The 23,109-nt window shown below is 63.3% G+C and carries 26 protein-coding genes; 15 read left to right on the top strand and 11 right to left on the bottom strand.

The window, feature by feature from the left end; genetic code table 11:
* Positions 1 to 21: 21 nt before the first annotated feature.
* On the bottom strand, positions 22 to 669 hold the full coding sequence (gene pdxH, locus BLO97_RS21450; protein ID WP_092347909.1) for a pyridoxamine 5'-phosphate oxidase: 648 nt from the start codon (positions 667 to 669) through the stop codon (positions 22 to 24).
* Positions 670 to 824: 155 nt separating this feature from the next.
* The gene (gene norR / locus BLO97_RS21445) at positions 825 to 2,357 is read right to left on the bottom strand and encodes a nitric oxide reductase transcriptional regulator NorR (RefSeq protein WP_092347906.1); all 1,533 of its coding nucleotides are present in this window, start codon (positions 2,355 to 2,357) and stop codon (positions 825 to 827) included.
* A 160-nt stretch (positions 2,358 to 2,517) separates the two neighbouring features.
* Between norR and ytfE the strand changes: the two genes are divergently transcribed.
* A complete protein-coding gene (gene ytfE / locus BLO97_RS21440) occupies positions 2,518 to 3,192 on the top strand; it encodes an iron-sulfur cluster repair protein YtfE (RefSeq protein ID WP_092145768.1) in 675 nt (224 codons plus the stop codon).
* A 75-nt stretch (positions 3,193 to 3,267) separates the two neighbouring features.
* Here ytfE and BLO97_RS21435 read toward each other — a convergent pair whose 3' ends face one another.
* Together BLO97_RS21435 and BLO97_RS21430 are read right to left on the bottom strand one after the other, a co-directional pair.
* Positions 3,268 to 3,705 (bottom strand): hypothetical protein, encoded by a 438-nt coding sequence (locus tag BLO97_RS21435; protein ID WP_063320844.1) that lies wholly within the window; start codon positions 3,703 to 3,705, stop codon positions 3,268 to 3,270.
* Positions 3,706 to 3,730: 25 nt separating this feature from the next.
* On the bottom strand, positions 3,731 to 4,921 hold the full coding sequence (locus tag BLO97_RS21430; RefSeq protein WP_092145770.1) for an NnrS family protein: 1,191 nt from the start codon (positions 4,919 to 4,921) through the stop codon (positions 3,731 to 3,733).
* 565 nt (positions 4,922 to 5,486) lie between these two features.
* Here BLO97_RS21430 and BLO97_RS21420 point away from each other — a divergent pair.
* Together BLO97_RS21420 and BLO97_RS21415 are read left to right on the top strand one after the other, a co-directional pair.
* Positions 5,487 to 6,170, top strand: coding sequence for a Crp/Fnr family transcriptional regulator (locus tag BLO97_RS21420; RefSeq protein WP_003202487.1), 684 nt, complete (start codon positions 5,487 to 5,489; stop codon positions 6,168 to 6,170).
* Entirely contained in the window at positions 6,167 to 6,367 is a 201-nt protein-coding gene (locus BLO97_RS21415) for a protein DnrP (RefSeq protein WP_092347900.1), read from the top strand. The genes BLO97_RS21420 and BLO97_RS21415 overlap by 4 nt, the downstream gene beginning before the upstream one ends.
* A 4-nt stretch (positions 6,368 to 6,371) precedes the next feature.
* Here the strand turns inward: BLO97_RS21415 and BLO97_RS21410 are convergent, their stop codons facing one another.
* From BLO97_RS21410 to BLO97_RS21385, 6 genes are all read right to left on the bottom strand, one after another.
* The gene (locus tag BLO97_RS21410) at positions 6,372 to 8,210 is read right to left on the bottom strand and encodes a nitric oxide reductase activation protein NorD (protein ID WP_063320841.1); all 1,839 of its coding nucleotides are present in this window, start codon (positions 8,208 to 8,210) and stop codon (positions 6,372 to 6,374) included.
* A 181-nt stretch (positions 8,211 to 8,391) separates the two neighbouring features.
* Entirely contained in the window at positions 8,392 to 9,819 is a 1,428-nt protein-coding gene (locus BLO97_RS21405) for a cbb3-type cytochrome c oxidase subunit I (RefSeq protein WP_063320840.1), read from the bottom strand.
* 3 nt (positions 9,820 to 9,822) lie between these two features.
* Positions 9,823 to 10,263, bottom strand: coding sequence for a c-type cytochrome (locus BLO97_RS21400; RefSeq protein WP_003202495.1), 441 nt, complete (start codon positions 10,261 to 10,263; stop codon positions 9,823 to 9,825).
* Between the two features lie 250 nt (positions 10,264 to 10,513).
* A complete protein-coding gene (locus BLO97_RS21395) occupies positions 10,514 to 10,771 on the bottom strand; it encodes a cytochrome C oxidase subunit IV family protein (protein WP_063320838.1) in 258 nt (85 codons plus the stop codon).
* Between the two features lie 12 nt (positions 10,772 to 10,783).
* On the bottom strand, positions 10,784 to 11,368 hold the full coding sequence (locus tag BLO97_RS21390) for a cytochrome c oxidase subunit 3 family protein (protein WP_092347897.1): 585 nt from the start codon (positions 11,366 to 11,368) through the stop codon (positions 10,784 to 10,786).
* On the bottom strand, positions 11,352 to 12,086 hold the full coding sequence (locus BLO97_RS21385) for a CbbQ/NirQ/NorQ/GpvN family protein (protein WP_371856181.1): 735 nt from the start codon (positions 12,084 to 12,086) through the stop codon (positions 11,352 to 11,354). Before BLO97_RS21385 ends, BLO97_RS21390 begins: the two co-directional genes overlap by 17 nt.
* A gap of 67 nt (positions 12,087 to 12,153) precedes the next feature.
* Between BLO97_RS21385 and BLO97_RS31140 the strand changes: the two genes are divergently transcribed.
* The 12 genes from BLO97_RS31140 (at position 12,154) to BLO97_RS21330 (ending at position 21,559) form a co-directional block, all read left to right on the top strand.
* Positions 12,154 to 12,342: a hypothetical protein gene (locus BLO97_RS31140; RefSeq protein ID WP_139197715.1), complete on the top strand. Its 189-nt coding sequence runs from the start codon at positions 12,154 to 12,156 to the stop codon at positions 12,340 to 12,342.
* A gap of 11 nt (positions 12,343 to 12,353) precedes the next feature.
* A complete protein-coding gene (locus BLO97_RS21380; protein WP_092145780.1) occupies positions 12,354 to 14,033 on the top strand; it encodes a cytochrome D1 domain-containing protein in 1,680 nt (559 codons plus the stop codon).
* A 24-nt stretch (positions 14,034 to 14,057) separates the two neighbouring features.
* Complete coding sequence (locus tag BLO97_RS21375) at positions 14,058 to 14,366, top strand: c-type cytochrome (RefSeq protein ID WP_063320835.1); 309 nt, start codon at positions 14,058 to 14,060, stop codon at positions 14,364 to 14,366.
* 191 nt (positions 14,367 to 14,557) lie between these two features.
* Positions 14,558 to 14,887, top strand: a complete 330-nt coding sequence (locus tag BLO97_RS21370) for a c-type cytochrome (protein ID WP_092347894.1) — start codon at positions 14,558 to 14,560, stop codon at positions 14,885 to 14,887.
* Positions 14,884 to 16,062, top strand: a complete 1,179-nt coding sequence (locus tag BLO97_RS21365) for a cytochrome D1 domain-containing protein (protein ID WP_092347891.1) — start codon at positions 14,884 to 14,886, stop codon at positions 16,060 to 16,062. Before BLO97_RS21370 ends, BLO97_RS21365 begins: the two co-directional genes overlap by 4 nt.
* A 2-nt stretch (positions 16,063 to 16,064) precedes the next feature.
* Positions 16,065 to 16,523, top strand: coding sequence for an Lrp/AsnC family transcriptional regulator (locus BLO97_RS21360; RefSeq protein ID WP_063320832.1), 459 nt, complete (start codon positions 16,065 to 16,067; stop codon positions 16,521 to 16,523).
* The gene (locus tag BLO97_RS21355; RefSeq protein ID WP_092347888.1) at positions 16,520 to 17,032 is read left to right on the top strand and encodes a siroheme decarboxylase subunit beta; all 513 of its coding nucleotides are present in this window, start codon (positions 16,520 to 16,522) and stop codon (positions 17,030 to 17,032) included. Before BLO97_RS21360 ends, BLO97_RS21355 begins: the two co-directional genes overlap by 4 nt.
* The gene (locus tag BLO97_RS21350; protein ID WP_092347885.1) at positions 17,025 to 17,468 is read left to right on the top strand and encodes an Lrp/AsnC family transcriptional regulator; all 444 of its coding nucleotides are present in this window, start codon (positions 17,025 to 17,027) and stop codon (positions 17,466 to 17,468) included. Before BLO97_RS21355 ends, BLO97_RS21350 begins: the two co-directional genes overlap by 8 nt.
* Complete coding sequence (locus BLO97_RS21345) at positions 17,443 to 17,976, top strand: siroheme decarboxylase subunit beta (protein WP_092347882.1); 534 nt, start codon at positions 17,443 to 17,445, stop codon at positions 17,974 to 17,976. Before BLO97_RS21350 ends, BLO97_RS21345 begins: the two co-directional genes overlap by 26 nt.
* Positions 17,977 to 18,004: 28 nt before the next feature.
* The gene (gene nirJ, locus BLO97_RS21340; protein WP_092225237.1) at positions 18,005 to 19,183 is read left to right on the top strand and encodes a heme d1 biosynthesis radical SAM protein NirJ; all 1,179 of its coding nucleotides are present in this window, start codon (positions 18,005 to 18,007) and stop codon (positions 19,181 to 19,183) included.
* 40 nt (positions 19,184 to 19,223) lie between these two features.
* A complete protein-coding gene (gene cobA, locus BLO97_RS21335) occupies positions 19,224 to 20,066 on the top strand; it encodes a uroporphyrinogen-III C-methyltransferase (RefSeq protein WP_092347879.1) in 843 nt (280 codons plus the stop codon).
* A complete protein-coding gene (locus tag BLO97_RS21330) occupies positions 20,063 to 21,559 on the top strand; it encodes a nitrite reductase (protein WP_092347876.1) in 1,497 nt (498 codons plus the stop codon). The genes cobA and BLO97_RS21330 overlap by 4 nt, the downstream gene beginning before the upstream one ends.
* Positions 21,560 to 21,849: 290 nt before the next feature.
* On the opposite strand, the gene BLO97_RS21325 is transcribed toward BLO97_RS21330, so the two are convergent.
* Positions 21,850 to 23,034 (bottom strand): porin, encoded by a 1,185-nt coding sequence (locus BLO97_RS21325; protein ID WP_092145796.1) that lies wholly within the window; start codon positions 23,032 to 23,034, stop codon positions 21,850 to 21,852.
* Positions 23,035 to 23,109 lie beyond the last annotated feature (75 nt).

Genomic DNA, 23,109 nt, shown 5'->3' with positions numbered 1-23,109 from the left:
TGGAGGTACCTCCCTCGGCGCTCAAGGCGCCAGGCGGCTGCGCTGCCAGGCGCCATCCTGCAGGCGGTAGTCGAGGCGATCGTGCAAACGGTCAGCGCGGCCCTGCCAGAATTCCAGTCGCTCGGGTCGCAGGCAATAGCCGCCCCAATGCGCGGGACGTGGCACCGGTTGATCGGCGAAACGTTGTTCGGTTTGCACCAGCAAGGTCTCGAGCGCGGCCCTGTCCTCCAGTGGTCGGCTTTGTGGCGACGCCCAGGCACCGAGGCGACTGGCGACGGAACGGGACTCGAAATAGGCATCCGACAACGCGGGATCAAGCTTGCAGACCTGTCCTTCAATCCGCACTTGCCGCTCCAGCCCCGGCCAGAAAAACGTCATGGCCGCCCAAGGGTTGGCCGTCAGGTTCTGTCCCTTGGCGCTGTCATAGTTGCCGAAAAACGAAAAGCCCTGGGCGTCGAAGCCCTTGAGCAACAACACCCGACAGTGAGGCCGGCCCTGCTCATCCACCGTCGCCAAAGCCATGGCGTTGGCTTCCACCGGCGGGCTTTCGGTGTCTCGGGCCTGTTGCATCCAGAGCCTGAACAAAGCCATGGGGTCGTCGGGTGCCTGGACTTCATCCAGGCCATCGAGGGTGTACTGGCGGCGCATTTTGGCCAGGGAAAGGGGCATGACGGTGATCTCCACGATGGGTTTGGGCCAGTGTGGATTCTGCGGCGATGGTGGGCCTTGATCGTTGTCAATGGTGGTTCTTGTGGTGAGTTGAAGGGCGCTATCGCGAGCAAGCTCGCTCGCGATGAAGGCAACGCGGCCTGACAGATCAAAGGCTACTTGAGCCCCAACCGCCGCGCCAGCTTATGCAAGTTACTCGGATCAACCTCCAACAACCGCGCCGCCCCCGCCCAATTCTGCCCGCAACGCTCCAGAGCCGTGAGGATCGCCTGTCGCTGACAAGCATCAACCGCCTCACCCAAGGGCTGGAACGGCGCATCGAGCGTTTCCAGGGGCCTCTCCGGCAACGCCTGGGCCGTGACGGCGCCGGCATTGACATCCAGATCCAGCACCTGCGGCTCCAAGGTCATGATCAGGCTGCGACTGGCGCCCCGACTCAGTTGCTTCAACGCCGCGCGACTGATCACATGTTCCAGCTCCCGCACGTTGCCCGGCCAGGAGTACGCCAGCAGCGCCTGTTCAGCCGCCGGTGACAGGCGCAAGCCACGCAAGCCCAGGCGCGTGCGGTTCAGTTCGAGAAAGTGCCCGGCCAGCATCAACACATCGTGGCCACGCTCACGCAGCGGTGGGATCGGCACCGGGTAGACCGAAAGCCGGTGGTACAGGTCGGCGCGAAACAGGCCATCGCGAATGCTGTCAGGCAGGTGCCGGTTGGTGGCGGCGATGATCCGCACATCGACGTGCAGCGGCTTGTCCGCCCCCAGGCGCTGGATCTCGCCGTTCTGCAAGGTGCGCAGCAGCTTGGCCTGCACACTCAGCGGCAACTCGCCGACTTCGTCGAGAAAAAGAGTGCCGCCATTGGCCGCGTCGAAACGCCCGGCGCGGTCGGTGGTCGCGCCAGAGAACGCGCCTTTGACGTGGCCGAACAATTCGCTTTCGGCCAGGGACTCCGGCAACGCCGCGCAATTGACCTGGACCAATGGTTTGTGGGCGCGCCGGGACAAGCGATGCAGACGCCGGGCGAACAATTCCTTGCCCACGCCGGTTTCGCCCAGCAACAGCACCGGCAGTTCGGAGTCGGCCAGTACATCCAACTCGTTGAGCAACTGTTGCAGCCCCTCGCTACGGCCGAGGATTTCGCCCTCCTCGGCCGGCAGGCGCAGGTCCGCCGGGTCGCTGCGCGAGGCCCTAAGGCTGCGGTTTTCCTGCTCGAGCCGAGTGACTCGCACCGCCGCTTCGATCTGCAAGGTGCAGCGCTTGAGTTCCTCTCGGGCGCGGCTGTCGAAGGTGCCGGCGTGCAACGCATCGAGGGTGATCGCGCCCCAGAGCCGGCCTTCCACATACAGGCTTACGCCCATGCAGTCGTGCACCGGCAGCGGCTCGCCGACATGGTTGTCGAGCAAGCCGTCATAAGGGTCCGGCAAGCGACTGTCAGGCTCGAACCAGGTGGGTTCGCGCGAGGCCATGATTGCCGCCAGGCGTGGGTGTTGGGCAATCACGAACCGTCGGCCCAGCGCCTCGTGGACCAGGCCCACGGTCGCCACGGGCCTGAGGCTGTCGTCGTCCAGGCGCAACAATCCCACGGCGCCACTGTTGAAGTATTCGCGCAGGGTCTGCACCAGGCGCTGCAATCGCACCGCATTGGGCAGCTCGACGATCAGGTCGGCGGCCAGGCTTTCACGCAGCATGGTAGTGATGACCCTCCAGGGTTCGTTTGACCCTCAACAGTCAGGGTGACAATCACCCTGCCAAAAATTTAATGCTTTATTTTCAATCAGTTGAAACTGGCACGTCGACTGCAAAGTCCGTTCATCCGTCCCTGCCGGGATTCAACCCCAAGGAAACATGATGAGCCTCGATTTGCTGGAACAAAGCCTCGGCCAACTGGCCTGCGATATTCCCGGTGCAACCCGTACCTTCCATCATTACAACCTCGACTTCTGCTGCGGCGGGCAAAAGTCCTTGCGTGAAGCGGCGCTGGGCAAAGGCCTGAACCCGCTGCTGATCGCCGACGCCCTGCGCACCTTGCAAGCCGCTGGGGAGCTGGGCCATGACTGGCGCGACGAACCCCAGGCGACCTTGATTGGCCACATCCTGGAGCGCTACCACGCACGCCATCGCGAACAGCTGCCGGAACTGATCCGTCTCGCCCGGCGCGTCGAGCAGGTCCACGGTGCGCGACCCAGTTGCCCGAACGGCCTGGCCGATCACCTGCAGGACATGTACCAGGAACTCGAAGGCCACATGCTCAAGGAAGAACAGGTGCTGTTCCCGATGCTGCAACAAGGCCTGGGCGAACGGGCCTCGGCGCCGATCCAGGTGCTGCGCTACGAACACGACCAGCACGGTGAAGCCCTGGACACCATGCTCGCCCTGACCGACCAGATCACCCCGCCCGCCGACGCCTGCAACACCTGGCGCGCCCTGTATCGCGGGCTGGTGGAGTTTCGTGATGACCTGATGCAGCACATCCACCTGGAAAACAATGTGTTGTTCGTCAATGCGATGAAGCCTGCCCGTTAACTCTCACAAACATTGCCCATTACGCCTGTGGGAGCAAAGCTTGCTCCCACAGGCATTCGTTGCTCCCATCCCTGCTCAAAACTGCCAATAGAACATCGCCTTGGCCAACACCACGATCAACACCATGTGCCCCAGGATACTGCGACGCAACCAGCAGGCTCGGTTCGGCGTCAGGCGACCGCGCTTGAGCCAGTACGCCAGCCACAAATAGTGACCGATGATGCTCAGGGCCAGCAGGATCTTCAGGCTCAGCAGCAGGCCGAAGCTGTTGCTCAACGGCTGGCTCAATGCGCCGCGATGCTGCCAGGCCAGGGCCATGCCGGCGCCGTACAGCACCAGCACGACGCCGTGCAGCACGTGCCGCGAGCGCTGGGCGATGGCCTGGTCGGCAGCGTCCTTGACGCCTTGGGCCAACGGCCGACGGGCGCCATGCCAGATGAAGACCTCGAAAAACAGCGTGCCAATGAAGGCGATGGCCGCCAACAGGTGGGTAACCAGCAAGACCCCGTACATTATCGATTCCCTCTGCCCAGTCGGCTCATCCCGGATGCCCATCCACCCGAGCCTTGAGCAGCATCGGCCCATAGCGCCAGGCGTATAGACCGAACGCCAGTGTCCAGCACAGCGCCGCCAGCCACAGCCCGGCCAACGGCAACAGCAGCACCAACAGCACGCGGCTCAGGCACGCCAGGTTCAGCAGGATGAACGCCAGGGTCATGCCCGCCGGCGGCTCGAGGGCGCGCCCGGTATGGCCCAGGCTGACACGGGCAACCATCGCCAGGATCAACCCGGCCATGGCGCCGATGGTCAGGCCATGCACCGCCAGGCTCGGGTTCACTGGCACGCCGAAGTGCCACAGCGCCATGCCCAGGCAAGCCACCGCCAGCCAGGCGTAGGCCAGGTGCAACGACCACAGCAGCGGCACCCGCCACAAATCCCGATCATGCCAACGCACCAGCCGAATCCCGTGGCCCACCGCCAACGCGGCGAACAACAGGCCGACCCAGACGCTGGTCACCAGCGCCGGACCGAAGGCATACAACAACGCCACCAGCGCCGCCCCTGCCAGCAACAGGCGATCGAGCCACGGCCAAGGGGTAACGCCCTCGACCCGACCGAGGCCGCGCTGGGTAAAGAATGGAATCACGCGCCCGCCGATCAACCCCATCATCGCCGCCACCAGCCACAGGCCGGTGAGCACGCTCTGGCGTTGCAAGCCCTCGTCGTGCTGCACCAGGCCGTATACGGATAACGCATCGGCGGCGGCCAACAGCAGCAATACCAGCACAATTGGGTAATTGCGCTTCTGCCGCACACGCCACAACATCACGCCCATCAGCGCGGCGACCGCCAGGGCAAAACCCAGCTCCAGCAACGTCAGTAACGGCCAGGGCGCATCCACCAACCAGGCCAGCCGCGCGCCCAGCCACAACAACGCCAGCGTTGCCAGGCGCTTGCCGCTGAGGCCGGGGATTCCGGTCCAGGTTTGCACCGCCGTCAGCAGGAACCCGGCAATGATCGCCAGGCCGAAACCGAACAACAGTTCATGCCGATGCCAGGCCAACCAGCCGCCGGCTGGCTGCCAGGTCGACAAGCGCCCGGTGAACGCCAGCAGCCACAGGGGAATGGCCAACAGCGCCAACACGCAGCCCGCCAGGAAGAACGGCCGAAACGCCAGGCGCCACAGCGGCAGAATGGCCATGGCCTTGCGACGGTCAAGCACTTGCATACATCACTCCTTTTGCCTCGCTGAACCGCCAGCGAAGTACGACAAACCAGGGTTCGAATGATCGGCTATCGGCGCTGGCAGGCCTTGTCTCAGATCAAGCCAGCCAGGTGCCTCGACCAGTCACTTGCAAGGGGCTTGCCGAACCGGGTCGAGCCATTCGCTAAATACCCCTACCCCCCTGTGGGAGCGAGCTTGCTCGCGATGGCGGTGGGCCAGACAACTCAATACTGACTGATCCGACGCCATCGCGAGCAAGCTCGCTCCCACAGAGACTGTAGCCTAACGGGGTACTTATGACCCTTTCGTGGTTGTTTTAACCCGATTGCGCCAGGGTCATTTTTACCCTCACTGACTCTAACGTCCCATGAATCAACGCCCGCAGGCATGGCCCGTCTCTTGCTCAGGCACGGCATCACCTTTCTTGTCGGGGTCATCCATGAAATCCGCCGTTCTGCCGTTTACCTGGTTCGTCTTGCTCTCCTGCGTCGTGGCGCTAGCCAGCGGCCTGTCCCTGAGCCTGGTCTGACCCCGACCACCTCTTTCACCCTTACAAGGATTCCATGCCATGGTGCTCCACCGCGTCCATCACCAGATTCTGCGCAGCCATCACCTGTTCGAGCCTTTGAACGAAGAAGAGCTCAACGAATTGATGAGCAACAGCCAACTGCTGAACATCGACCGGGGCGATCCGCTGTTCCGCCAGGGAGAGCCGGCGCAGGCGTTTTACTTCGTGATTTCCGGTGCCGTGAAAATCTACCGGCTGACCCCGGATGGCCAGGAAAAGGTCTTCGAGGTGATCGGCGAGCGCCAGACCTTCGCCGAAGCCATGATGCTGATGGACACCCCCAACTACGTCGCGTCCGCTGAAGCCGTCGGCCCGACCCAGGTATACCGGCTGTCCAACGCTACCTACATGCGTCTGCTGCAAAGCAACAGCCGGCTGACCTTCGCCCTGCTCGGCAAGCTCTGTGTACGCCTGCACCAACGGGTCAACGAGATTGAAACCCTGTCACTGAAGAACGCCACTCACCGCGTGGTGCGCTACCTGCTGACGCAACTGGTGCGCCTGCAAACCGTGGACAGCCAGTTCGAATTGCCGATGGCCAAGCAGTTGATCGCCGGGCACTTGTCGATCCAGCCGGAAACCTTCTCGCGGATCATCCGGCGCCTGATCGATGAAAAAATCATCACCCAGGACGGTCGCCAGATCGCCATTCTCGATCGCCTGCGCCTGGAGCAATTCGAATGAGCGCGCAGCCCACTTGCCTGTATTGCCAACAAGCCAACCCGATACACGAGACCGAATGTCGCCAGTGCGGCATGCCCCTGCCAGTCGAGGCCGCAAAGGCCAGCGAGCGTCGGTTGCGACGCTTCACCTGGTTCTGTGTCGGCTTGACGATCTTCTGCTTCGTCATGTTCTTCTGGCTGCCGCGCAGCATCGCCTGAGCCCTCAATCCTGAGTCAATTGCCGGTACAACTGCGGTAAACGCAGCGGCAGTTGCTCGGGCTGGCGAATCAAGGTGTAGCCGTTGGCCCCGAACATGTACGGCAGGTAATCCCCCGCTTCGCGATCGATGGTGATGCAGAACGGCGTCAGCCCTTGGCGCCGGGCTTCCAGCACTGCCTGGCGGGTGTCTTCCACACCGTAGCGTCCTTCGTAGAGGTCCAGGTCATTGGGCTTGCCGTCACTGAGCAGCAACAACAATTTGCGCCGCCGCTTGCAGCCCGCCAACCGTTGCGTGGCCTGGCGAATCGCCGCGCCCATGCGCGTGTAGTAACCGGGCTTGAGCCCTTGGATCCGCCCCCGGGTGTGGTCGTCATAACGCTGGTTGAAGGCCTTGAGTTCATGCATGCGCACCTGCTGGCGGCGCAAGGAAGAGAACCCATACAAGGCAAAATCATCCCCCAGCACCGAGAGGGTTTCGCCGAACAGCAACAGGCTGTCGCGAATCACGTCGATCACCCGGTGTTCGTCGTTGAGGTGGGCATCGGTAGACATCGACAGATCGGCCAACAGCAGGCAGGCCAGGTCGCGGCGCGTCTGACGCTGGTCCATGAACAGCCCGCGTTCACTGCACTGCCCGTGCTGGCGTTCGACGTGGAAATCCAGCCAGGCTTGCAGGTCCAGTTCCGAGCCTTGGGTTTGCTGGCGCAACCATTGGCGATCGTTGCGCAAGTGTTCGAACTGGCGACGCAAGCGCTGGGCCGAGCTTCGCAGGCGTGCGGGCAACGGCTGGGGCTGGCAATCGCGAGGGGTAAAGGTTTGCAGGCTGACGAAGTCGTCCTGCAGTCGTTGCTTGCGGTAATCCCATTCCGGCAACAGGATACCGGCGCCCAACGGGAGGTCATCCACATCGGCCGGCGGCAGGTCCAGGTGCAGTTTCAAACCACCGCCCTTGCGTATGCGGGTACGTGACAAGGTCAACTGGTCCAGGTCCTCGGCGACGCGAGCGGCGTCCGGGTCTTCGCTGTCATCCGCCCAGCGATCCAGGTCCACGTGTTCGGTCCAACTGAACAGGTTTTCCAGGCGCACGATCAGCAGCCCACCGTCACGGGTGGTGTCGTCGATTCGCTCGGCGCGCTTGCGCCCGCCCTGCTGTTCACCGGGCGGCGTCGCCAGGTATTGCTCGGACTCCTCAAGGTTGGCGGCCTGGGGATTGGCCAGGTGTTGGGGTGGGTAGAGCCACAGCGGCAACGGCCAGGCCGCCCGCTCGCTGCGTGGAAAATGTTCGACACTGCCCGGTTCGCGCAAGGCCTGGCACAACGCCCGTTCCAAGGCGGCTTCGGCCGGGTTGAGCGTGGCCGGATCGGGGCGCAGGGACAGGTGCGCCTCCACCAGTCGCCGGTAGCGAGGGCGCAGCGCCGGGTAGCGCTTCAACACCGCCAGGGTCCAGCGCTGATTGTCCCGTCCCCAGTGCTTCATCGGCCCCGACTGCGCGGCCAGCAACGCGAGCCAGCGATACAGCTCTTCGTTGAGCCCGACATCGGGGAACGTCGCCAGGCTCGCCGGCAGCCGCAGGTTATCGCCATCGCAACAGGCCAGGGGCACTTGCTTGCAGGTGCCGGCAATCTGCTGCAACAGGTTGCGACGCAACAACAGGTCGCGGTCGCTGACCGCTTCCACCCCCAGGTGAGGCGCACCGCCAGTGGCGCGAAACAGCACCTGCAACGAGCGTTGCCGGGGCACCAGCTCGACCCGGGCCTCAGGAAAATCAGCACTGGCCCGACGGGTGATGAAACGGTGCCAGACACTGCCGACCCATTCTTCCAGCTCCAGGGTGAATGCCATGGTTATTCTCCTCTTAAGCCGAACCCATTGTGGCGAGGGGATTTATCCCCGCTGGGCTGCGAAGCAGCCCCAAAATGTCTGCTACTGCGGTGTATCAGACAGGATGTAGGGGGCCGCTTCGCGCCCCAACGGGGATAAATCCCCTCACCACAAATGGGTCCGGCTCAGTCGCTGTGGTGACTCACGAAGGCACCACCGCCGCTGGTGCCCGCAGGGCCGCACGGCCACGTTGACGGAAGCTGAACAGGTAGCAGAGCAACCCGGCCAGGAACCCGATACCGCTGACCAGTCGTGCCCAGAACAGCGGCTTCAAATGATCCATCGTGGCCATGAACGGCAAGGCACTGCCATCCGTCATCCAGCGTTGCAACCACACCTGGACCACACCGGCAGCGGTGAGGAACAAGGTGATCATCACCATCGACAAGGTCATCAACCAGAAGCCCCAGATCTCCAACCGCTGGGAACGTTCGTCCGCTGCTTCACCCAACCCACGCAAGCGTGGCATGGCGTAGCTGATCAGCGTCATCACGATCATTGCGTAGGCGCCGTAGAAGGCCAGGTGACCGTGGGCCGCAGTCAGTTGTGAACCGTGGGTGTAGTAGTTGACCGGTGCCAGGGTGTGCAGGAAACCCCAGACGCCCGCACCGAAGAACGCGGTGACCGTGGTGCCCTTGGCCCACAACGTGGCGGCGCGGTTCGGGTGTTGCCGACGACGGTTTTTCACCATGCTGAAGGCGAAGACCACCATGGCCAGGAACGGTAGCGGTTCCATCGCCGAGAAGATCGAGCCCACCCACAGCCAGACCTCGGGTGCGCCGATCCAGAAGAAGTGGTGACCGGTGCCGATGATCCCGGTGATCAGTGCCATGGCGATAATCACGTAGAGCCATTTCTCGACCACTTCGCGGTCCACACCGGTGATCTTGATCAGGACGAAGGCAAGCATCGAACCCATGATCAGTTCCCAGACACCTTCGACCCAAAGATGCACCACCCACCACCAGTAGAACTTGTCGCGAGCGAGGTTTTCCGGGTTGTAGAAGGAGAACAGGAAGAACACCGCCAGGCCGATCAGCCCGGTCATCATCACCATGCTGACCGTGGTCTTGCGACCTTTGAGCAGGGTCATGCCGATGTTGTAGAGGAACCCCAGGCACACCACCACGATGCCCATCTTGGTGATGGTCGGCTGCTCCAGGAACTCGCGCCCCATGGTCGGCAGCAAGTCGTTGCCGGTGAACTTCGCCAGCGTTGCATAAGGCACCGAGAGGTAGCCCAGGATCGTCGCCACGCCAGCGGCGGCGAACACCCAGAACAGCAACAGCGCCAGTTTCGGGCTATGCAGTTCGCGGTCGGCCTCCTCCGGTATCAGGTAATACGCCGCGCCCATGAAGCCGAACAGCAGCCAGACGATCAGCAGGTTGGTGTGGACCATGCGGGCCACGTTGAAAGGGATCAGCGGGAACAGGAAGTCGCCGACCACGTATTGCAGCCCCATGATCAAACCGAACAACACCTGCCCCAGGAACAGCATCAGGGCAAATACGAAGTAGGGTTTGGCGACGGCCTGCGAGGCGAATTTCAGATGCGGATTAGCCATGCTCATCTCTCAGCCCTCCTTGTTTGGCGGCCAGCCATTGGTATTGATTTTCGAGCTCCATTTGAGGAACTCGGCGATGTCGTCGACCTCCTGCTCGCTCAGGTTGAACTGCGGCATGGCCCGACGCCCCGGAACGTTCAGCGGCTGCATTTTCATCCAGGCCTGCAGGAACGGCTTGAAGGCTTCATCGCCACCGCGACGGTTGACCACGTTGCCCAGCTCCGGCGCAAAGTACGCACCCTCGCCCAGCAGGGTATGGCAGCCGATGCAGTTATTGCGCTCCCAGACGCCCTTGCCGCGTATCACCGATTCCGTCAATTGCGCCTGGTTGCTGCGTTCTGGAAAGGTCTGTTCCGTGTGGTAGGTCAGGGCCAGGAATATCAGGAAGAAGAAGATGCTTCCCCCGAAGTAAATATTCCTGGCCATGCCTTTGGTGAAAGTATCTGACATGGTCACTTCCTCATTGCTTGGCGTGTTCATTCTAGGAAGCGAGGGGTCGGAAACCGCTTGATGGCGATCAAGAATCTCCGATGGTTTTGGTGGGTTGTTCCTGCAGCACCGATCCCGTGGCGAGGGAGCTTGCTCCCGCTGGGTCGCGAAGCGGCCCCAAAACCTGCCGGCACGGTGTGTCAGGTAGAGTGAGGTTGTTAGGAATAGGGCTGCTGCGCAGCCCAGCGGGAGCAAGCTCCCTCGCCACGGGTTATGTGCCTGACAGAAGTGTCGAGGCGATCAGCACCGCCAACAGCACCGCCCAGCTCAATATCAACCCGCGCCACAGGCGCGGCGCATGGCGCAGTTCCATGAAGCCGTCGGCGATCAGCCAGGCCTTGGTCACCGCGACCACCAGGATGGCGATGGACACCAGCCCGGCAGCCGCGATCTGGCCCAGGGCAACGGTGCCGGTGCTCAGCACGGCCAGCGTCATCCAGCAAGCAATCAAGACACGGGAAGCCGACATGAGCACCTCCGCTCAATCAAGGATGTAGACCACCGGGAACAACAGCACCCAGACCAGATCGACCATGTGCCAATACAGCACGCCGGATTCCAGCCCACTGTTGCGCTGCGCCCCATAGCGACGGCGCCGGCAGCCCTCGGCCAGCCAGCCAAGGATCACCATGCCCAGCAGCACATGGAGGAAATGAAACCCCGTGAGGATCCAGTACAAAGTGAAGAAGGTGTCGTGCTCCATCCCCAGGCCGTTCGCCAACAGATGGGCGTACTCCGTGAGCTTGATCCCCACATAGCCCGAAGCAAGCAGCAACGCCACCCACAGCAACAACGCCCCCCGACGTGGCCGGTCCTGCCTGACCTGCTCCTGGGCCAGGGCGGCGAACAACCCGGCCGTCAGCAGGCTGAGGGTCATCGCCAGGCCCGTGGAGCGGTCCAGCAATTGCCGGCCTTCGCTGAAAGTCTGTGGGTACAACGCCTGGGCGCCGGTGAACGTCAGGATCAACAACGCGAACACCGACAACTCGGCGAGGATGAAAAACCACATCGCCAGGTCCCCGGGCAAACGTCGGGGCACGGCAACGGTTTCAGCCAAAGTGGACATCGACCACATCCATCAACGCTGCAACGGTCTGCGGGTCGTCACTCAATGGCTCGGCCAGGCACGCCAGGCAGGCCTGGCGTGGGTCCATGCCGGAGCCGATCATGCGCGCGGCGAAAATCAGCAGGCGCGTCGAGGCAACTTCCTCCAGGTCATGCTGATCGAGCCGGCGCAGCGCCTGCCCCAATCGCACCACCTGAGCCGCCAGGGCCAGATCGACGCCCGCCTCGCGGGCAACGATACGCTCTTCATCGGCCACCGCCGGATAGCCAAAGCGCATCGCCACGAAACGCTGGCGAGTGCTGGGCTTCATGCCCTTGAGCAGGTTCTGGTAACCGGGGTTGTACGACACCACCAGCATGAAGGACGGCGGCGCCTGCAGCACTTCGCCGGTGCGTTCCAGGTACAGCTGCCGACGATCATCGGCCAGCGGGTGCAACACCACGGCCGTGTCCTGGCGCGCTTCGACCACCTCATCCAGATAACAGATACCGCCCTCGCGCACCGCCCGGGTCAAGGGCCCGTCCTGCCACCAGGTGCCCTGGGCGCCGATCAGATGACGGCCCACCAGGTCGGCCGCGCTCAAGTCATCGTGGCAGGCCACGGTGTACAGCGGCAGTTTCAGGCGGTGGGCCATGTGCTGGACGAAACGGGTCTTGCCGCAGCCGGTCGGGCCTTTGATCAGCACCGGCATGCCGTGATGCCAGGCCTGCTCGAACATCGCCTGCTCGTTGTCCTGGGGTTGATAAAAGGGTTCGTCGGGGTGCTGCAAAGTGTGGATAGCGTTCATGGCAAGACCTGATCAGACAACACGATTGCAGGCCACGCTACGGTGCCCTGCGACAACCTGGCAAGGGCTGCGGCCGGCAAACTTGATCGCCGTCAAGCGGCTAACCACCGGCCTGGGCATAGCCTTGCACCGCACCAAGAACCTGCGCGCCGAACGTCAATTACAGCGCAGCGCGGGTCACGCCTGAGGAGAAATGGAATGCTGATCAGCCACAAAAAATCGTGGGCCCTGCGGGTCACGGCGCTGTGTACAGCGCTGGCCGCCCCCCACGCCTTCGCCGACCAAACCGCCGCGCCGGAGCAACCCCGCGTGGTCAAGACCGAAGGCGCGCCCGACCTGAGCCAGGCCGACTTCGACACGGCCAAGGAAATCTACTTCCAGCGCTGCGCCGGTTGCCACGGTGTGCTTCGCAAAGGCGCCACCGGCAAGCCGCTGACACCCGACATCACCCAATCGCGCGGCCAAGCCTACCTGGAGGCGCTGATCACCTACGGTTCGGCCGCCGGCATGCCGAACTGGGGCACCTCCAATGCCCTGACCAAAGACCAGATCACGGTGATGGCCAAGTTCATCCAGCACACCCCGCCGACGCCACCGGAATGGGGCATGGCGGAAACCCGCAAGACCTGGAAAGTGCTGGTCAAGCCTGAAGACCGGCCGACCAAACAGATCAGTACGCTCAACCTGCAGAACCTGTTCTCGGTGACCCTGCGCGACGACGGCAAGATTGCCCTGATCGACGGCGACAGCAAGAAGATCGTCAAGCTGATCGACACCGGTTATGCAGTGCACATCTCGCGCATCTCGGCGTCGGGTCGCTACCTGTTGGTGATCGGCCGGGATGCCAAGATCGACATGATCGACCTGTGGCCGAAAGAGCCGACCAAGGTCGCGGAAATCAAGGTGGGCATCGAGGCCCGCTCGGTGGAAACCTCCAAGTTCAAGGGCTACGAAGACAAGTACACCATCGCCGGCTCGTACTGGCCGCCGCAGTTCACCATCATGGACGGCGAGACCCTGGAGCCCAAGCAGATCGTCTCGACCCGCGGCATGACCGTCGACACCCAGCAGTACCATCCCGAGCCTCGGGTCGCGGCCATCATCGCCTCCCACGAGTGGCCGGAGTTCATCGTCAACGTCAAGGAAACCGGCAAGGTGATGCTGGTCAATTACCAGGACATCAAGAACCTCACCATCACCAGCATCGACGCCGCACCGTTCCTGCATGACGGCGGCTGGGACAGCAGCCATCGCTACTTCATGACGGCCGCCAACAACTCCAACAAGGTCGCGGTGATCGACTCCAAGGAACGCAAGCTCACCGCCCTGGTGGACGTTGGCAAGACCCCGCACCCGGGCCGCGGCGCCAACTTCAACCACCCCCTCTACGGACCGGTCTGGGCCACCAGCCACTTGGGCGATGCCGGCGTTTCGCTGATCGGCACCGACCCGGTCAATCACCCGCAATACGCCTGGAAACAGGTCGGTTCGCTCCAGGGCCAGGGTGGCGGTTCGCTGTTCATCAAGACTCACCCCGCGTCTCGTCATCTGTATGTCGACACCACCCTCAGCCCCGACGCCAAGCTCAGCCAGTCGGTAGCGGTGTTCAACATCGACAAGCTCGACGCCGGCTACACCGTGCTGCCGATTGCCGAGTACGCCGGTATCAAGAAAGGCGCGCTGCGTGTGGTGCAACCGGAATACAACAAGGCCGGCGACGAGGTCTGGTTCTCGGTCTGGAGTGGTCAGGAAGACGAGTCGGCCCTGGTGGTGATCGACGACAAGACCCTCAAGGTCAAGAACGTGATCAAGGACAAACGCCTGATCACCCCGACGGGGAAATTCAACGTCTACAACACCCAACACGACATCTATTGAGCCCCATCAATAAGAGGAAAAACCATGAAGCCTATTCTGATTGCCCTGGCCTTGACTGCCGCCTACAGCCTGCCGGCATTGGCGCAAGACGGCCCGACGCTGTTCAAGAGCAAGCCCTGCGCGGCCTGCCACTCCATTGATACCAAGGTGGTGGGCCCGGCGCTCAAGGACGTCGCGGCGAAAAACGCCGGCGTCGCCGGAGCACAGGATCTGCTCGCCAAGCACATCAAGGAAGGTACGCAAGGCAACTGGGGACCGATGCCAATGCCGGCCAACCCCGTGACGGAAGAGGAAGCCAAGATCCTGGCGGCGTGGGTCCTGACCCTTAAATAAACCCGGCAGGGAGACCTGTCTGACACAAACCCTGTGGCGAGGGAGCTTGCTCCCGCTGGGCTGCGCAGCAGCCCCCCTGGTTTTGCCTGACACACTGAGTCGTCAGGTCGTTATCGGGGCTGCTTCGCAGCCCAGCGGGAGCAAGCTCCCTCGCCACAGGACCGCGCACGATTTTGATTCAGGAGGACGTCATGGAACGACACAGTGCTACAACCCTGGCGACCGCCCTGCTCTTGGTTTTTTCCTCCAGCGTGCTGGCCGCTCCCGACAGCCAGCGCCAGGCCCAACTGCAACACCTGCTGGACCAGGATTGTGGCGCCTGCCACGGCCTGTACATGACCGGCGGCCTCGGCCCACCCCTCACCCACGAAGCCCTGGCCGGAAAATCCCGCGACAGCCTCATCGCCACCGTCACCCTCGGACGGCCCGGCAGCGCCATGCCCGGTTGGGCACCGTTGCTTGCACCCGACGACATCCGCTGGCTGGTGGACCGGCTCCTTCAAGGAAAACCCGCCTCATGATCCGTTCTATCCTCTCCTCCTCCGCCATCGCCCTGCTGCTCTGCGGTTGCGCCCAGACACCGTTGCGCGGCACCGGCGATTTGGGCGTGGTGGTGGAGCGCGCCACCGGCAGCCTGCAAATCATTGAAAGCGACACCCGCACCGCCCTGGGCCGCGTCGAAGGCCTGGGCGACTTGTCCCACGCCTCGGTGGTGTTCTCCCGCGACCAACGCTACGCCTACGTGTTCGGCCGCGATGGAGGCCTGAGCAAAGTCGACCTGCTGAGTGCGCGCATCGAGCGGCGCATCATCCAGGGCGGCAACAGCATCGGCGGTGCAATCAGCCAGGACGGCAAGCTGATCGCGGTCTCCAACTACGAGCCCGGCGGCGTCAAGGTATTCGATGCCCAGACCCTGGAACAGGTCGCCGACATCCCGGCCACGCCATTGCCCGGCGGACAAAAGCGCTCACGGGTGGTCGGCTTGGTGGACGCGCCGGGGCAACGCTTCGTGTTCAGCCTGTTCGACACGGGTGAGATCTGGACCGCCGACTTCAGCCAAGGCCTCACCCCGCGCATCGAACGTTTCACCGCTATCGGCCAGCAACCCTACGATGCCCTGATCACCCCGGACGGGCGTTATTACATGGCCGGGCTGTTCGGTGAAGACGGCATGGCCCAACTCGATCTCTGGCACCCGGAGCTTGGGGTGAAACGGGTACTGGGGCATTACGGTCGCGGCCAGGAGCGGCTCCCGGTGTACAAGATGCCGCATCTGGAAGGCTGGGCCATGGCCGACCAGCAAGCTTTCGTGCCTGCGGTCGGGCATCACCAGGTGTTGGTGATGAACGCCCAGGATTGGCAACAGACCGACGCCATCGCCGTGGCCGGTCAACCAGTGTTCGTCACGGCGCGTCCGGACGGTCGGCAGCTGTGGGTCAACTTCGCCTACCCGGACAACGACCGCGTCCAGGTCATCGACACCCAGACCCACGCCATCGTCGCGGATCTGCGGCCAGGCCCGGCGGTGCTGCACATGGAGTTCACCGCGCGGGGTGACCAGTTGTGGTTGTCTGCCCGGGACGGTGGCGAGGTCCAGGTCTGGAACCCGTATCGGCTCGAGCACCTGAGCAGCCTGCCGGCCCTCAGCCCCAGCGGCATTTTCTTCAGCAGCCGCGCGCACAAGCCGGGGTACTGACCATGACCTCCAGCTCACTGGCCCGGCGCCTGATCGATCAATTCCAGCATGGCCTGCCGTTGTGCGCCGAGCCCTATCGGGCCATGGCCCAGACCTTGGGCTGCAGCGAAGCCCAGGTCATCGACTGCCTGCAACACCTGCAAGTGGCCGGGACCTTGTCGCGGGTCGGCCCGGTGTTCGAACACACCCGGGCCGGGGCCAGCACCCTGGCCGCTCTGGCCGTACCCGAAGAGCGCTTGCACCAGGTGGCGGCACGCATCAGCCAATACCCGGAAGTCAATCACAACTATGCCCGCGAACATCGCTACAACCTCTGGTTCGTGCTGACCGGCCCCAACCGCGCCCACCTGGAAAACATCCTCCAGGAACTGGAGAACGACACCGGTCTCACGCCACTGGACCTACCCATGCTGACCGCCTATCGCATCGACCTGGGCTTTGCCCTGGAGGCCACCCCATGAAAAACGCCCTGAACGAACAACAGTCACTGGCACTGCGCCGTTTGCTGGAAACCGGCCTGCCCCTGACATCGCGCCCCTTCCAGGCCCTGGCCGAGCAGATCGAGGCCAGCGAGCAACAGGTGCTCGAACAGGTGCAGCACTGGCATGAACAGGGGCTGTTCCGCCGTGTCGGCCTGGTGGTCAACCATCGCGCCTTGGGGTTTGCCGCCAACGCCATGCTCGTGCTGGACGTGCCGGACGCCTTGGTCGATGAAGTCGGGCGTCGCCTCGGGCAAACGCCCGGCATCAGCCTTTGCTACCAACGCCCCAGGCGCCTGCCCCAGTGGCAATACAACCTGTTCTGCATGATCCACGGTCGCCAGCGCGACCGTGTCGAGGCCCAGATCCAGGCGCTGCTTGAAGAACATCGGCTGGACGACTTGCCCCACCAGTTGTTGTTCAGCACGCACCTGTTCAAGCAATGCGGCGCACGTTACGCCGCCCCGGTCGGAGCCCATATCGATGGATGACCTGGACCGCCGCCTGATCAATCGCCTGCAACTGGGCCTGCCGCTGGTGCGCCACCCTTGGCAGGCCCTGGCCCAAGAGCTGGACAGCAGCAGTAGCGAATTGCTCGATCGCCTGCATGAGCTGCTCAACGACGGTGTACTCACCCGCTTCGGCCCGATGTTCGATATCGATCGCCTGGGCGGTGCGTTCACCCTGGCGGCGCTGGCGGTGCCCGAACCGCGTTTCGAGGCCATCGCCGAACTGCTCGCGGACATGCCCGAGGTCGCCCACAACTACCGCCGCGAGCACACCTGGAACATGTGGTTCGTGCTCGCCTGCCCCAGCGAACAGGCGATCGACGACACCCTGCTGCACATCGAACACCTGACCGGCCTGGTGCCGCTGAACCTGCCCAAAGAGGAGACCTACCATGTCGGCCTGTATTTCCCCGTCTGAGTCTTTGTGGCAAGCGCCACGGCTGGATGAAACACCCTTGGCGCTGCGCCTGGTGGAACTGACCCAGGCCGGCCTGCCCTTGCTCGAAGACCCTTGGGCCTGGCTGGCCGAGCAACTGGAACTGAGCGTGGAATCCACCCTCGACCTGCTCAAGCGCCTGCAGGCCGACGGTGCGATCCGCCGCATTGCCGCCGTGCCCAATCACTATCGCCTGGGCTATCGCCACAACGGCATGACGGTCTGGGACGTGGCCGATGCCGACATCTCGCGTCTCGGCGCCCTGCTGGGGGCGCAGCCCTTCGTCAGCCACTGCTACCGGCGCCCGCGCCAGCCCGGCTGGCGCTACAACCTGTTCGCCATGGTCCATGGCCGCAGCCGCGAAGAAATCGACAGCTACCGCGAACACCTGCGCTACCTGCTGGGGGACGCCTGCGTCGCCGACGACATGCTGGTGAGCAGCCGCATCCTGAAAAAAACCGGCCTGCGCCTGTCACCCGCCTCGCGCTGAACCCGCACGCCGACTGAAGGAGCGCCTTATGTTGAGGATCAGCCATTACCTGCGAGCCCTGGCCGGGCATTGCCCCGCTCCACGCGTCGCGCCACCGGGCAGCAGTCGCCCGCCGGTGGTGATCTGGAACCTGCTCAGGCGCTGCAACCTGACCTGCAAGCACTGCTATGCAACGTCGGCCGATAGCGTGTTTCGCGATGAACTGGACACACCGGCGGCGCTCCAGGTCATTGACGACCTGCACGAGGCCGGCGTGCGGGTGTTGATCCTCTCCGGCGGCGAACCGCTGTTGCGCGAGGACCTGTTCCAACTCAGCACTTATGCCCGCGACAAAGGTTTTTTCCTCGCTTTGTCCACCAACGGCACGCTGATTGACGCTTCCAATATCGAACAGATTGCTGCGGCGAACTTTGATTACGTAGGCATCAGCATCGACGGACTGGAAGCGACCCACGATGAATTCCGTCAGCTCAAGGGCAGTTTCGCCAGCTCCATGGCGGCCATCCGGCTTTGCCGCGAGCAAGGCATCCGGGTCGGGTTGCGCACCACCCTCACCCAGCAAAACCATGCCCAGTTGCCGCGCTTGCTGGATTTGATGAATGAGTACGACGTACAGAAATTCTACCTGTCGCACCTCAACTACAGCGGCCGGGGCAAGCGCAGTCGCAAGCTCGATGCCCAGCAACAGATGAGCCGCGAGGCCATGGCCTTGATCTTCGAACGGGCCTGGCGCGACATCGAACAAGGCCGCGACAGTGACTTCGTCAGCGGCAACAACGACGCCGACGCAATCCTGCTGCTGCAATGGGTCGCCCGGCGTCTGCCCCAACACTACGCCGCACTCGAGCAGATGCTGCGAGCCTGGGGCGGCAACGCGTCGGGTAGCGGCATCGCCAACATCGACAATACCGGCGAGGTTCACCCCGACACGTACTGGTGGCAGCACTCGGTGGGCAATGTCCGCCAGACACCATTCAAGACGCTCTGGCTCAATCGCCCCGATGCCCTGCTGCTGAAGCTACGCGAACACCCACGGGCCGTTGGCGGTCGCTGCGGACAATGCCGCTGGCTGGCGATCTGCAACGGCAATACCCGCACCCGGGCCTGGGCCGACGGTGACCTATGGGGCCAAGACCCTGGCTGCCACCTCAGCGACGAAGAAATCGGCTTGCACGCGATCCCCAGCGTTGCGATGCCCTGCGCCTGATCAACCGACGGCGAACCCGATACCGAACCAAGGAAGTCCCATGCCTGCCTCCATCGTTTTGCCCGCTGCCCTGCAATCGTCCTTCAGACCGGGTGAAGTCGCCCTGGTCGGCGCCGGCCCCGGTGACCCGGGCCTGCTGACATTGCGCGCCTGGAGCCTGTTGATGCAGGCCGACGCGGTGGTCTACGACCGCTTGATCAGCTCGCAATTGCTCGGCCTGATCCCCCTGACCTGCGCCCGCCACTACGTCGGCAAGGCCGCCGGTTGCCACAGCCTGCCCCAGCCACAGATCAACGAACTGCTGGCCGACCTGGCCGACCAGGGACAGCGGGTGGTGCGCCTCAAGGGCGGTGATCCGTTCATCTTCGGTCGCGGCGCCGAGGAACTGGAGTATCTGCTGGCCCGCGGTATCGATTGCCAAGTCGTGCCCGGCATCACCGCCGCGGCCGGTTGCAGCACCTATGCCGGCATTCCCCTGACCCATCGCGACCTGGTCAATTCCTGTCGCTTCATCACCGGTCATTTGCAACGCGAAGGTGACTTGAACCTGCCCTGGCAAAGCCTGGCGGATGACAGCCAGACCCTGGTGTTCTACATGGGTCTGTCAAACCTCGGCACCATCGCCGCACAACTGATCGCGGCGGGCCTGGCGGCTGATACGCCGGCGGCCTTGATCAGCAACGGCACACGCCCCGACCAGCAGGTCTTGCGCGGCACCCTCCAGCAATTGCCGGAGATGGCGTTGGCATGCGCCGAAGGCCTGCCGACCTTGACGGTGATCGGCAAGGTGGTTGGCTTGTTTGCCCATCAGGTATTGGAGCATCCGGCGCGCCTGCACCCGGCCCTACCGCTCCAGCCAACTGTCGCGAGGGTGGCCTCATGAGGATCGGCTGGCTTGCCCCATTACTGTGGATCGGTGCCGTCCACGGCGCCACGGCGCCTGACCCGGACCTGGCGTTGGCCGAACAGAACTACCAGCTACACTGCCAGCAATGCCACGGGGTCAATCGCATCGGCGGCGCCGGGCCGGCGCTGTTGCCCCAGAGCCTGAGCCGGATCAAGCCCGACGAAATCCGCCAGGTGATCGAGCATGGACGCCCGGCCAGCCAGATGGCGGCATTCGGCGCGGTGCTGGAGCCCGCGCAGATCGATGGCCTGACCCACTATCTCCAACGTCCGCCGGCCGTCGAACCGACCTGGAGCGAGGACGATACTCGCCGCAGCCATCGCCTGCTGGCGGATGTCGCGACCTTGCCCGACAAACCCCAGCACCACGCCGATCCGCTGAACCTGTTCGTGGTGGTGGAAGCTGGCGATCATCACGTCGATATCGTCGACGGGGATCGTTTCGAGGTCCTGGCGCGCTTCGCCTCACATTTCGCGGTGCATGGCGGACCGAAGTTTTCGCCGGACGGACGCTTCGTCTATTTCGCCTCCCGGGACGGCTGGATCAGCCTGTATGACCTGCACAACCTCACGCTCATCGCCGAGGTGCGAGCCGGGCTCAATACCCGCAACCTGGCGGTGAGCAAGGACGGGCGCTGGGTGCTGGTGGGCAACACCCTGCCCGGCAACCTGGTGGTGCTGGATGCCCGCGACCTGTCATTGGTCAAGACCGTTGCAACGGTGGGGCTGGACGGCCAGGCGTCGCGGGTCAGTGCGGTCTATACCGCGCCGCCGCGCAACAGCTTCATCGTCGCCTTGAAAGATGTGAAAGAGGTCTGGGAACTGTCCACCGGCCCGAATCCGGACTTTGTGCCCAGGCGTATCGAGGCCGAGGATTACCTCGATGATTTTTCCTTCTCGCCCGATTACCGGCAATTGCTCGCCACCTCGCGCAAGGCCCAGGGCGGCCAGGTGATCGACCTCGACACGGGGCGGATTGTCACCGATATCGCGCTGCCGGGCATGCCGCACCTGGGCTCGGGGACCTATTGGAAACGCGATGGACACTGGGTGTTCGCCACGCCCAACATCAGCAAGGGGCTGATCTCGGTGATCGACTTCGACACCTGGAAAGTCATCAAGCAGATCCCTACCCTGGGGCCGGGTTTCTTCCTGCGCAGCCATGCCAATTCCCGCTACGCCTGGACCGACGTGTTCTTCGGCCCGGACAACGATGCCATCCACCTGATCGACAAACAGACCCTGGAAATCGCCCACACCCTGCGGCCCATGCCCGGTAAAACCGCCGCCCACGTCGAGTTCACTCGCGACGGCCGCTACCTGCTGCTGAGCATTTGGGATACCGATGGCGCGCTGATTGTCTACGACAGCAACACCCTCGAGGAAATCAAGCGCCTGCCCATGAACAAGCCGTCGGGCAAGTACAACGTCGGCAACAAGATCGAGTTCGCCGAGGGGACGTCACACTGAAAAAAGGGGGCTGATGCGCAGCCCCCAGGAGCAAACTTCCCCGCCACAAAAGACTGCGACGGTGTCCAGTTGGAATGCCTATTGTGGCGAGGGGATTTATCCCCGTTGGGCTGCGCAGCAGCCCTCAGACAGGGCAACCCGGTGTATCAGCCTGATCAAATGAGAAGCTTATAGGGGCTGCTGCGCAGCCCAACGGGGATAAATCCCCTCGCCACAGGAGCTTGCTCCCGCTGGGCTGCGCAGCAGCCCCAAAAGCCGACCTGACACGCCTCAGTTGAAGGGAGTCACCCTTACCAGGTGAGCACCGCACCCACCGCGAAGGTATCGGTGTCTTCGTTCTGGGCGCTGGTGTCGTGGCCGTTGATTTCGAACTGGTTGTACTCGGCCACGAGCTTGAGGTTGTCGTTGATGTCGTGGAACAGCGCGATGCCACGGGTTTCGTAATCGGCGCCACTGCCCACCACACCGTTGCCGTCGTCATCGGTCTTGCCGTAGGACAACGCCAAGCGGTTCTTGCCCAGCTTGTAGGAGCCCTGCAACAGGTAGCCCTTGCTGTCGACATTGCGCAGGGTGGCTTCACCGGCGTTGTTGGTGAAGAACGGGTTGATGCCCTTGGCCTGGAACCCCGAGCCGGTCAGCGACAACCCGCCCATCTTGGCCTGCACGCCATACCCCAGGCCCTTGGAAGTGACCGATTCGACGGTGGAGTCGGTGTTGTCCGAGGTCTGGTAGCTGCCGTTGAGCCAGCTGTAGATCTTCGCCCCGCCCAGATCGAACTGATAGGTGATCTCGCTCTCGGTGCGCGGGTTTTCCTGATAGGCCTTGCCCGTGGCGCTGTTGTCGTTGGTGTCCACCGGGTCCATGATCCCCACCGCCACGCGCAGGCCCTCCATCACCGGCGTGCGGTAGGTGATCTGCGAGGTCGGGAACGGGTACGGGTAACCGCTGCCGATGTTGCCGAACGACACGCCACCGCCGTCCACCAGGCCCAGGGTGTCACTGACCTGGCCGTAACCGGCGAGCAACTCGTCCAGCAGGATGTTGGAGCGGGCAAACAGGCCGAAGTCCTTGCCGATCAGCACTTCGCCCCACTCCGGATTCGCCACGGTGCCGTAGAACTGGCGCACGTCGATGGCGGTGTCGGTGCCATTGGTTTCACTGTCGTTGATGGTCACCCAGAACGAAGCCCGGGCACCGAGCTTGAGGTCATCGACCTGCTTGCCCATGTTGAAGCCCAGGTAGTTGGGCAAGAACCCCATCTTGACCCGCGCCTGCCGACGGTCGTACTGCTCACCCGCGCGATCGACGTCACTGTTGACGTAAAAGGCGTTGATGTAGCCGTCGGTGGAAAAGGTGGTCTGGTCCTTGTCGTACAGCATGATTTCGGCGTTGGCCCAAGGCATCAGGCCCAGGCTCGAAACACCTACGATGACCGCAGGCAAAAAACGTTGGCGGGTATTTTTATTGTTGTGCATGGCGCGCTCCGCAACAGGGGACTGGATGTCGGAGGCGATTATCGAAAGGCGCCAGGGCGCGTCATACGCTGCCTT

The sequence above is a fragment of the Pseudomonas sp. NFACC05-1 genome, from assembly GCF_900100135.1.
GTDB classification, from domain to species: Bacteria; Pseudomonadota; Gammaproteobacteria; order Pseudomonadales; family Pseudomonadaceae; genus Aquipseudomonas; species Aquipseudomonas fluorescens_Q.
Note: the sequence above shows the minus strand (reverse complement) of the source record. Positions and strands in the feature narration are given on the sequence as shown.

Bases quoted from the DNA above. Each gene is read 5' to 3' on its own strand.
- BLO97_RS21330 (WP_092347876.1), top strand. From the start codon at position 20,063: ATGAGGATCGGCTGGCTTGCCCCATTACTGTGGATCGGTGCCGTCCAC.
- BLO97_RS31140 (WP_139197715.1), top strand. From the start codon at position 12,154: ATGGCAAGACCTGATCAGACAACACGATTGCAGGCCACGCTACGGTGC.
- BLO97_RS21360 (WP_063320832.1), top strand. From the start codon at position 16,065: ATGACCTCCAGCTCACTGGCCCGGCGCCTGATCGATCAATTCCAGCAT.
- BLO97_RS21420 (WP_003202487.1), top strand. From the start codon at position 5,487: ATGGTGCTCCACCGCGTCCATCACCAGATTCTGCGCAGCCATCACCTG.
- pdxH (WP_092347909.1), bottom strand. From the start codon at position 669: ATGCCCCTTTCCCTGGCCAAAATGCGCCGCCAGTACACCCTCGATGGC.
- BLO97_RS21345 (WP_092347882.1), top strand. From the start codon at position 17,443: ATGTCGGCCTGTATTTCCCCGTCTGAGTCTTTGTGGCAAGCGCCACGG.
- BLO97_RS21390 (WP_092347897.1), bottom strand. From the start codon at position 11,368: ATGTCCACTTTGGCTGAAACCGTTGCCGTGCCCCGACGTTTGCCCGGG.
- BLO97_RS21325 (WP_092145796.1), bottom strand. From the start codon at position 23,034: ATGCACAACAATAAAAATACCCGCCAACGTTTTTTGCCTGCGGTCATC.
- BLO97_RS21370 (WP_092347894.1), top strand. From the start codon at position 14,558: ATGGAACGACACAGTGCTACAACCCTGGCGACCGCCCTGCTCTTGGTT.
- BLO97_RS21350 (WP_092347885.1), top strand. From the start codon at position 17,025: ATGGATGACCTGGACCGCCGCCTGATCAATCGCCTGCAACTGGGCCTG.
- BLO97_RS21435 (WP_063320844.1), bottom strand. From the start codon at position 3,705: ATGTACGGGGTCTTGCTGGTTACCCACCTGTTGGCGGCCATCGCCTTC.
- BLO97_RS21365 (WP_092347891.1), top strand. From the start codon at position 14,884: ATGATCCGTTCTATCCTCTCCTCCTCCGCCATCGCCCTGCTGCTCTGC.
- BLO97_RS21405 (WP_063320840.1), bottom strand. From the start codon at position 9,819: ATGAGCATGGCTAATCCGCATCTGAAATTCGCCTCGCAGGCCGTCGCC.
- BLO97_RS21355 (WP_092347888.1), top strand. From the start codon at position 16,520: ATGAAAAACGCCCTGAACGAACAACAGTCACTGGCACTGCGCCGTTTG.
- cobA (WP_092347879.1), top strand. From the start codon at position 19,224: ATGCCTGCCTCCATCGTTTTGCCCGCTGCCCTGCAATCGTCCTTCAGA.
- BLO97_RS21395 (WP_063320838.1), bottom strand. From the start codon at position 10,771: ATGTCGGCTTCCCGTGTCTTGATTGCTTGCTGGATGACGCTGGCCGTG.
- BLO97_RS21400 (WP_003202495.1), bottom strand. From the start codon at position 10,263: ATGTCAGATACTTTCACCAAAGGCATGGCCAGGAATATTTACTTCGGG.
- BLO97_RS21375 (WP_063320835.1), top strand. From the start codon at position 14,058: ATGAAGCCTATTCTGATTGCCCTGGCCTTGACTGCCGCCTACAGCCTG.
- BLO97_RS21415 (WP_092347900.1), top strand. From the start codon at position 6,167: ATGAGCGCGCAGCCCACTTGCCTGTATTGCCAACAAGCCAACCCGATA.
- BLO97_RS21430 (WP_092145770.1), bottom strand. From the start codon at position 4,921: ATGCAAGTGCTTGACCGTCGCAAGGCCATGGCCATTCTGCCGCTGTGG.
- BLO97_RS21385 (WP_371856181.1), bottom strand. From the start codon at position 12,086: ATGTTCGAGCAGGCCTGGCATCACGGCATGCCGGTGCTGATCAAAGGC.
- ytfE (WP_092145768.1), top strand. From the start codon at position 2,518: ATGAGCCTCGATTTGCTGGAACAAAGCCTCGGCCAACTGGCCTGCGAT.
- BLO97_RS21380 (WP_092145780.1), top strand. From the start codon at position 12,354: ATGCTGATCAGCCACAAAAAATCGTGGGCCCTGCGGGTCACGGCGCTG.
- norR (WP_092347906.1), bottom strand. From the start codon at position 2,357: ATGCTGCGTGAAAGCCTGGCCGCCGACCTGATCGTCGAGCTGCCCAAT.
- BLO97_RS21410 (WP_063320841.1), bottom strand. From the start codon at position 8,210: ATGGCATTCACCCTGGAGCTGGAAGAATGGGTCGGCAGTGTCTGGCAC.
- nirJ (WP_092225237.1), top strand. From the start codon at position 18,005: ATGTTGAGGATCAGCCATTACCTGCGAGCCCTGGCCGGGCATTGCCCC.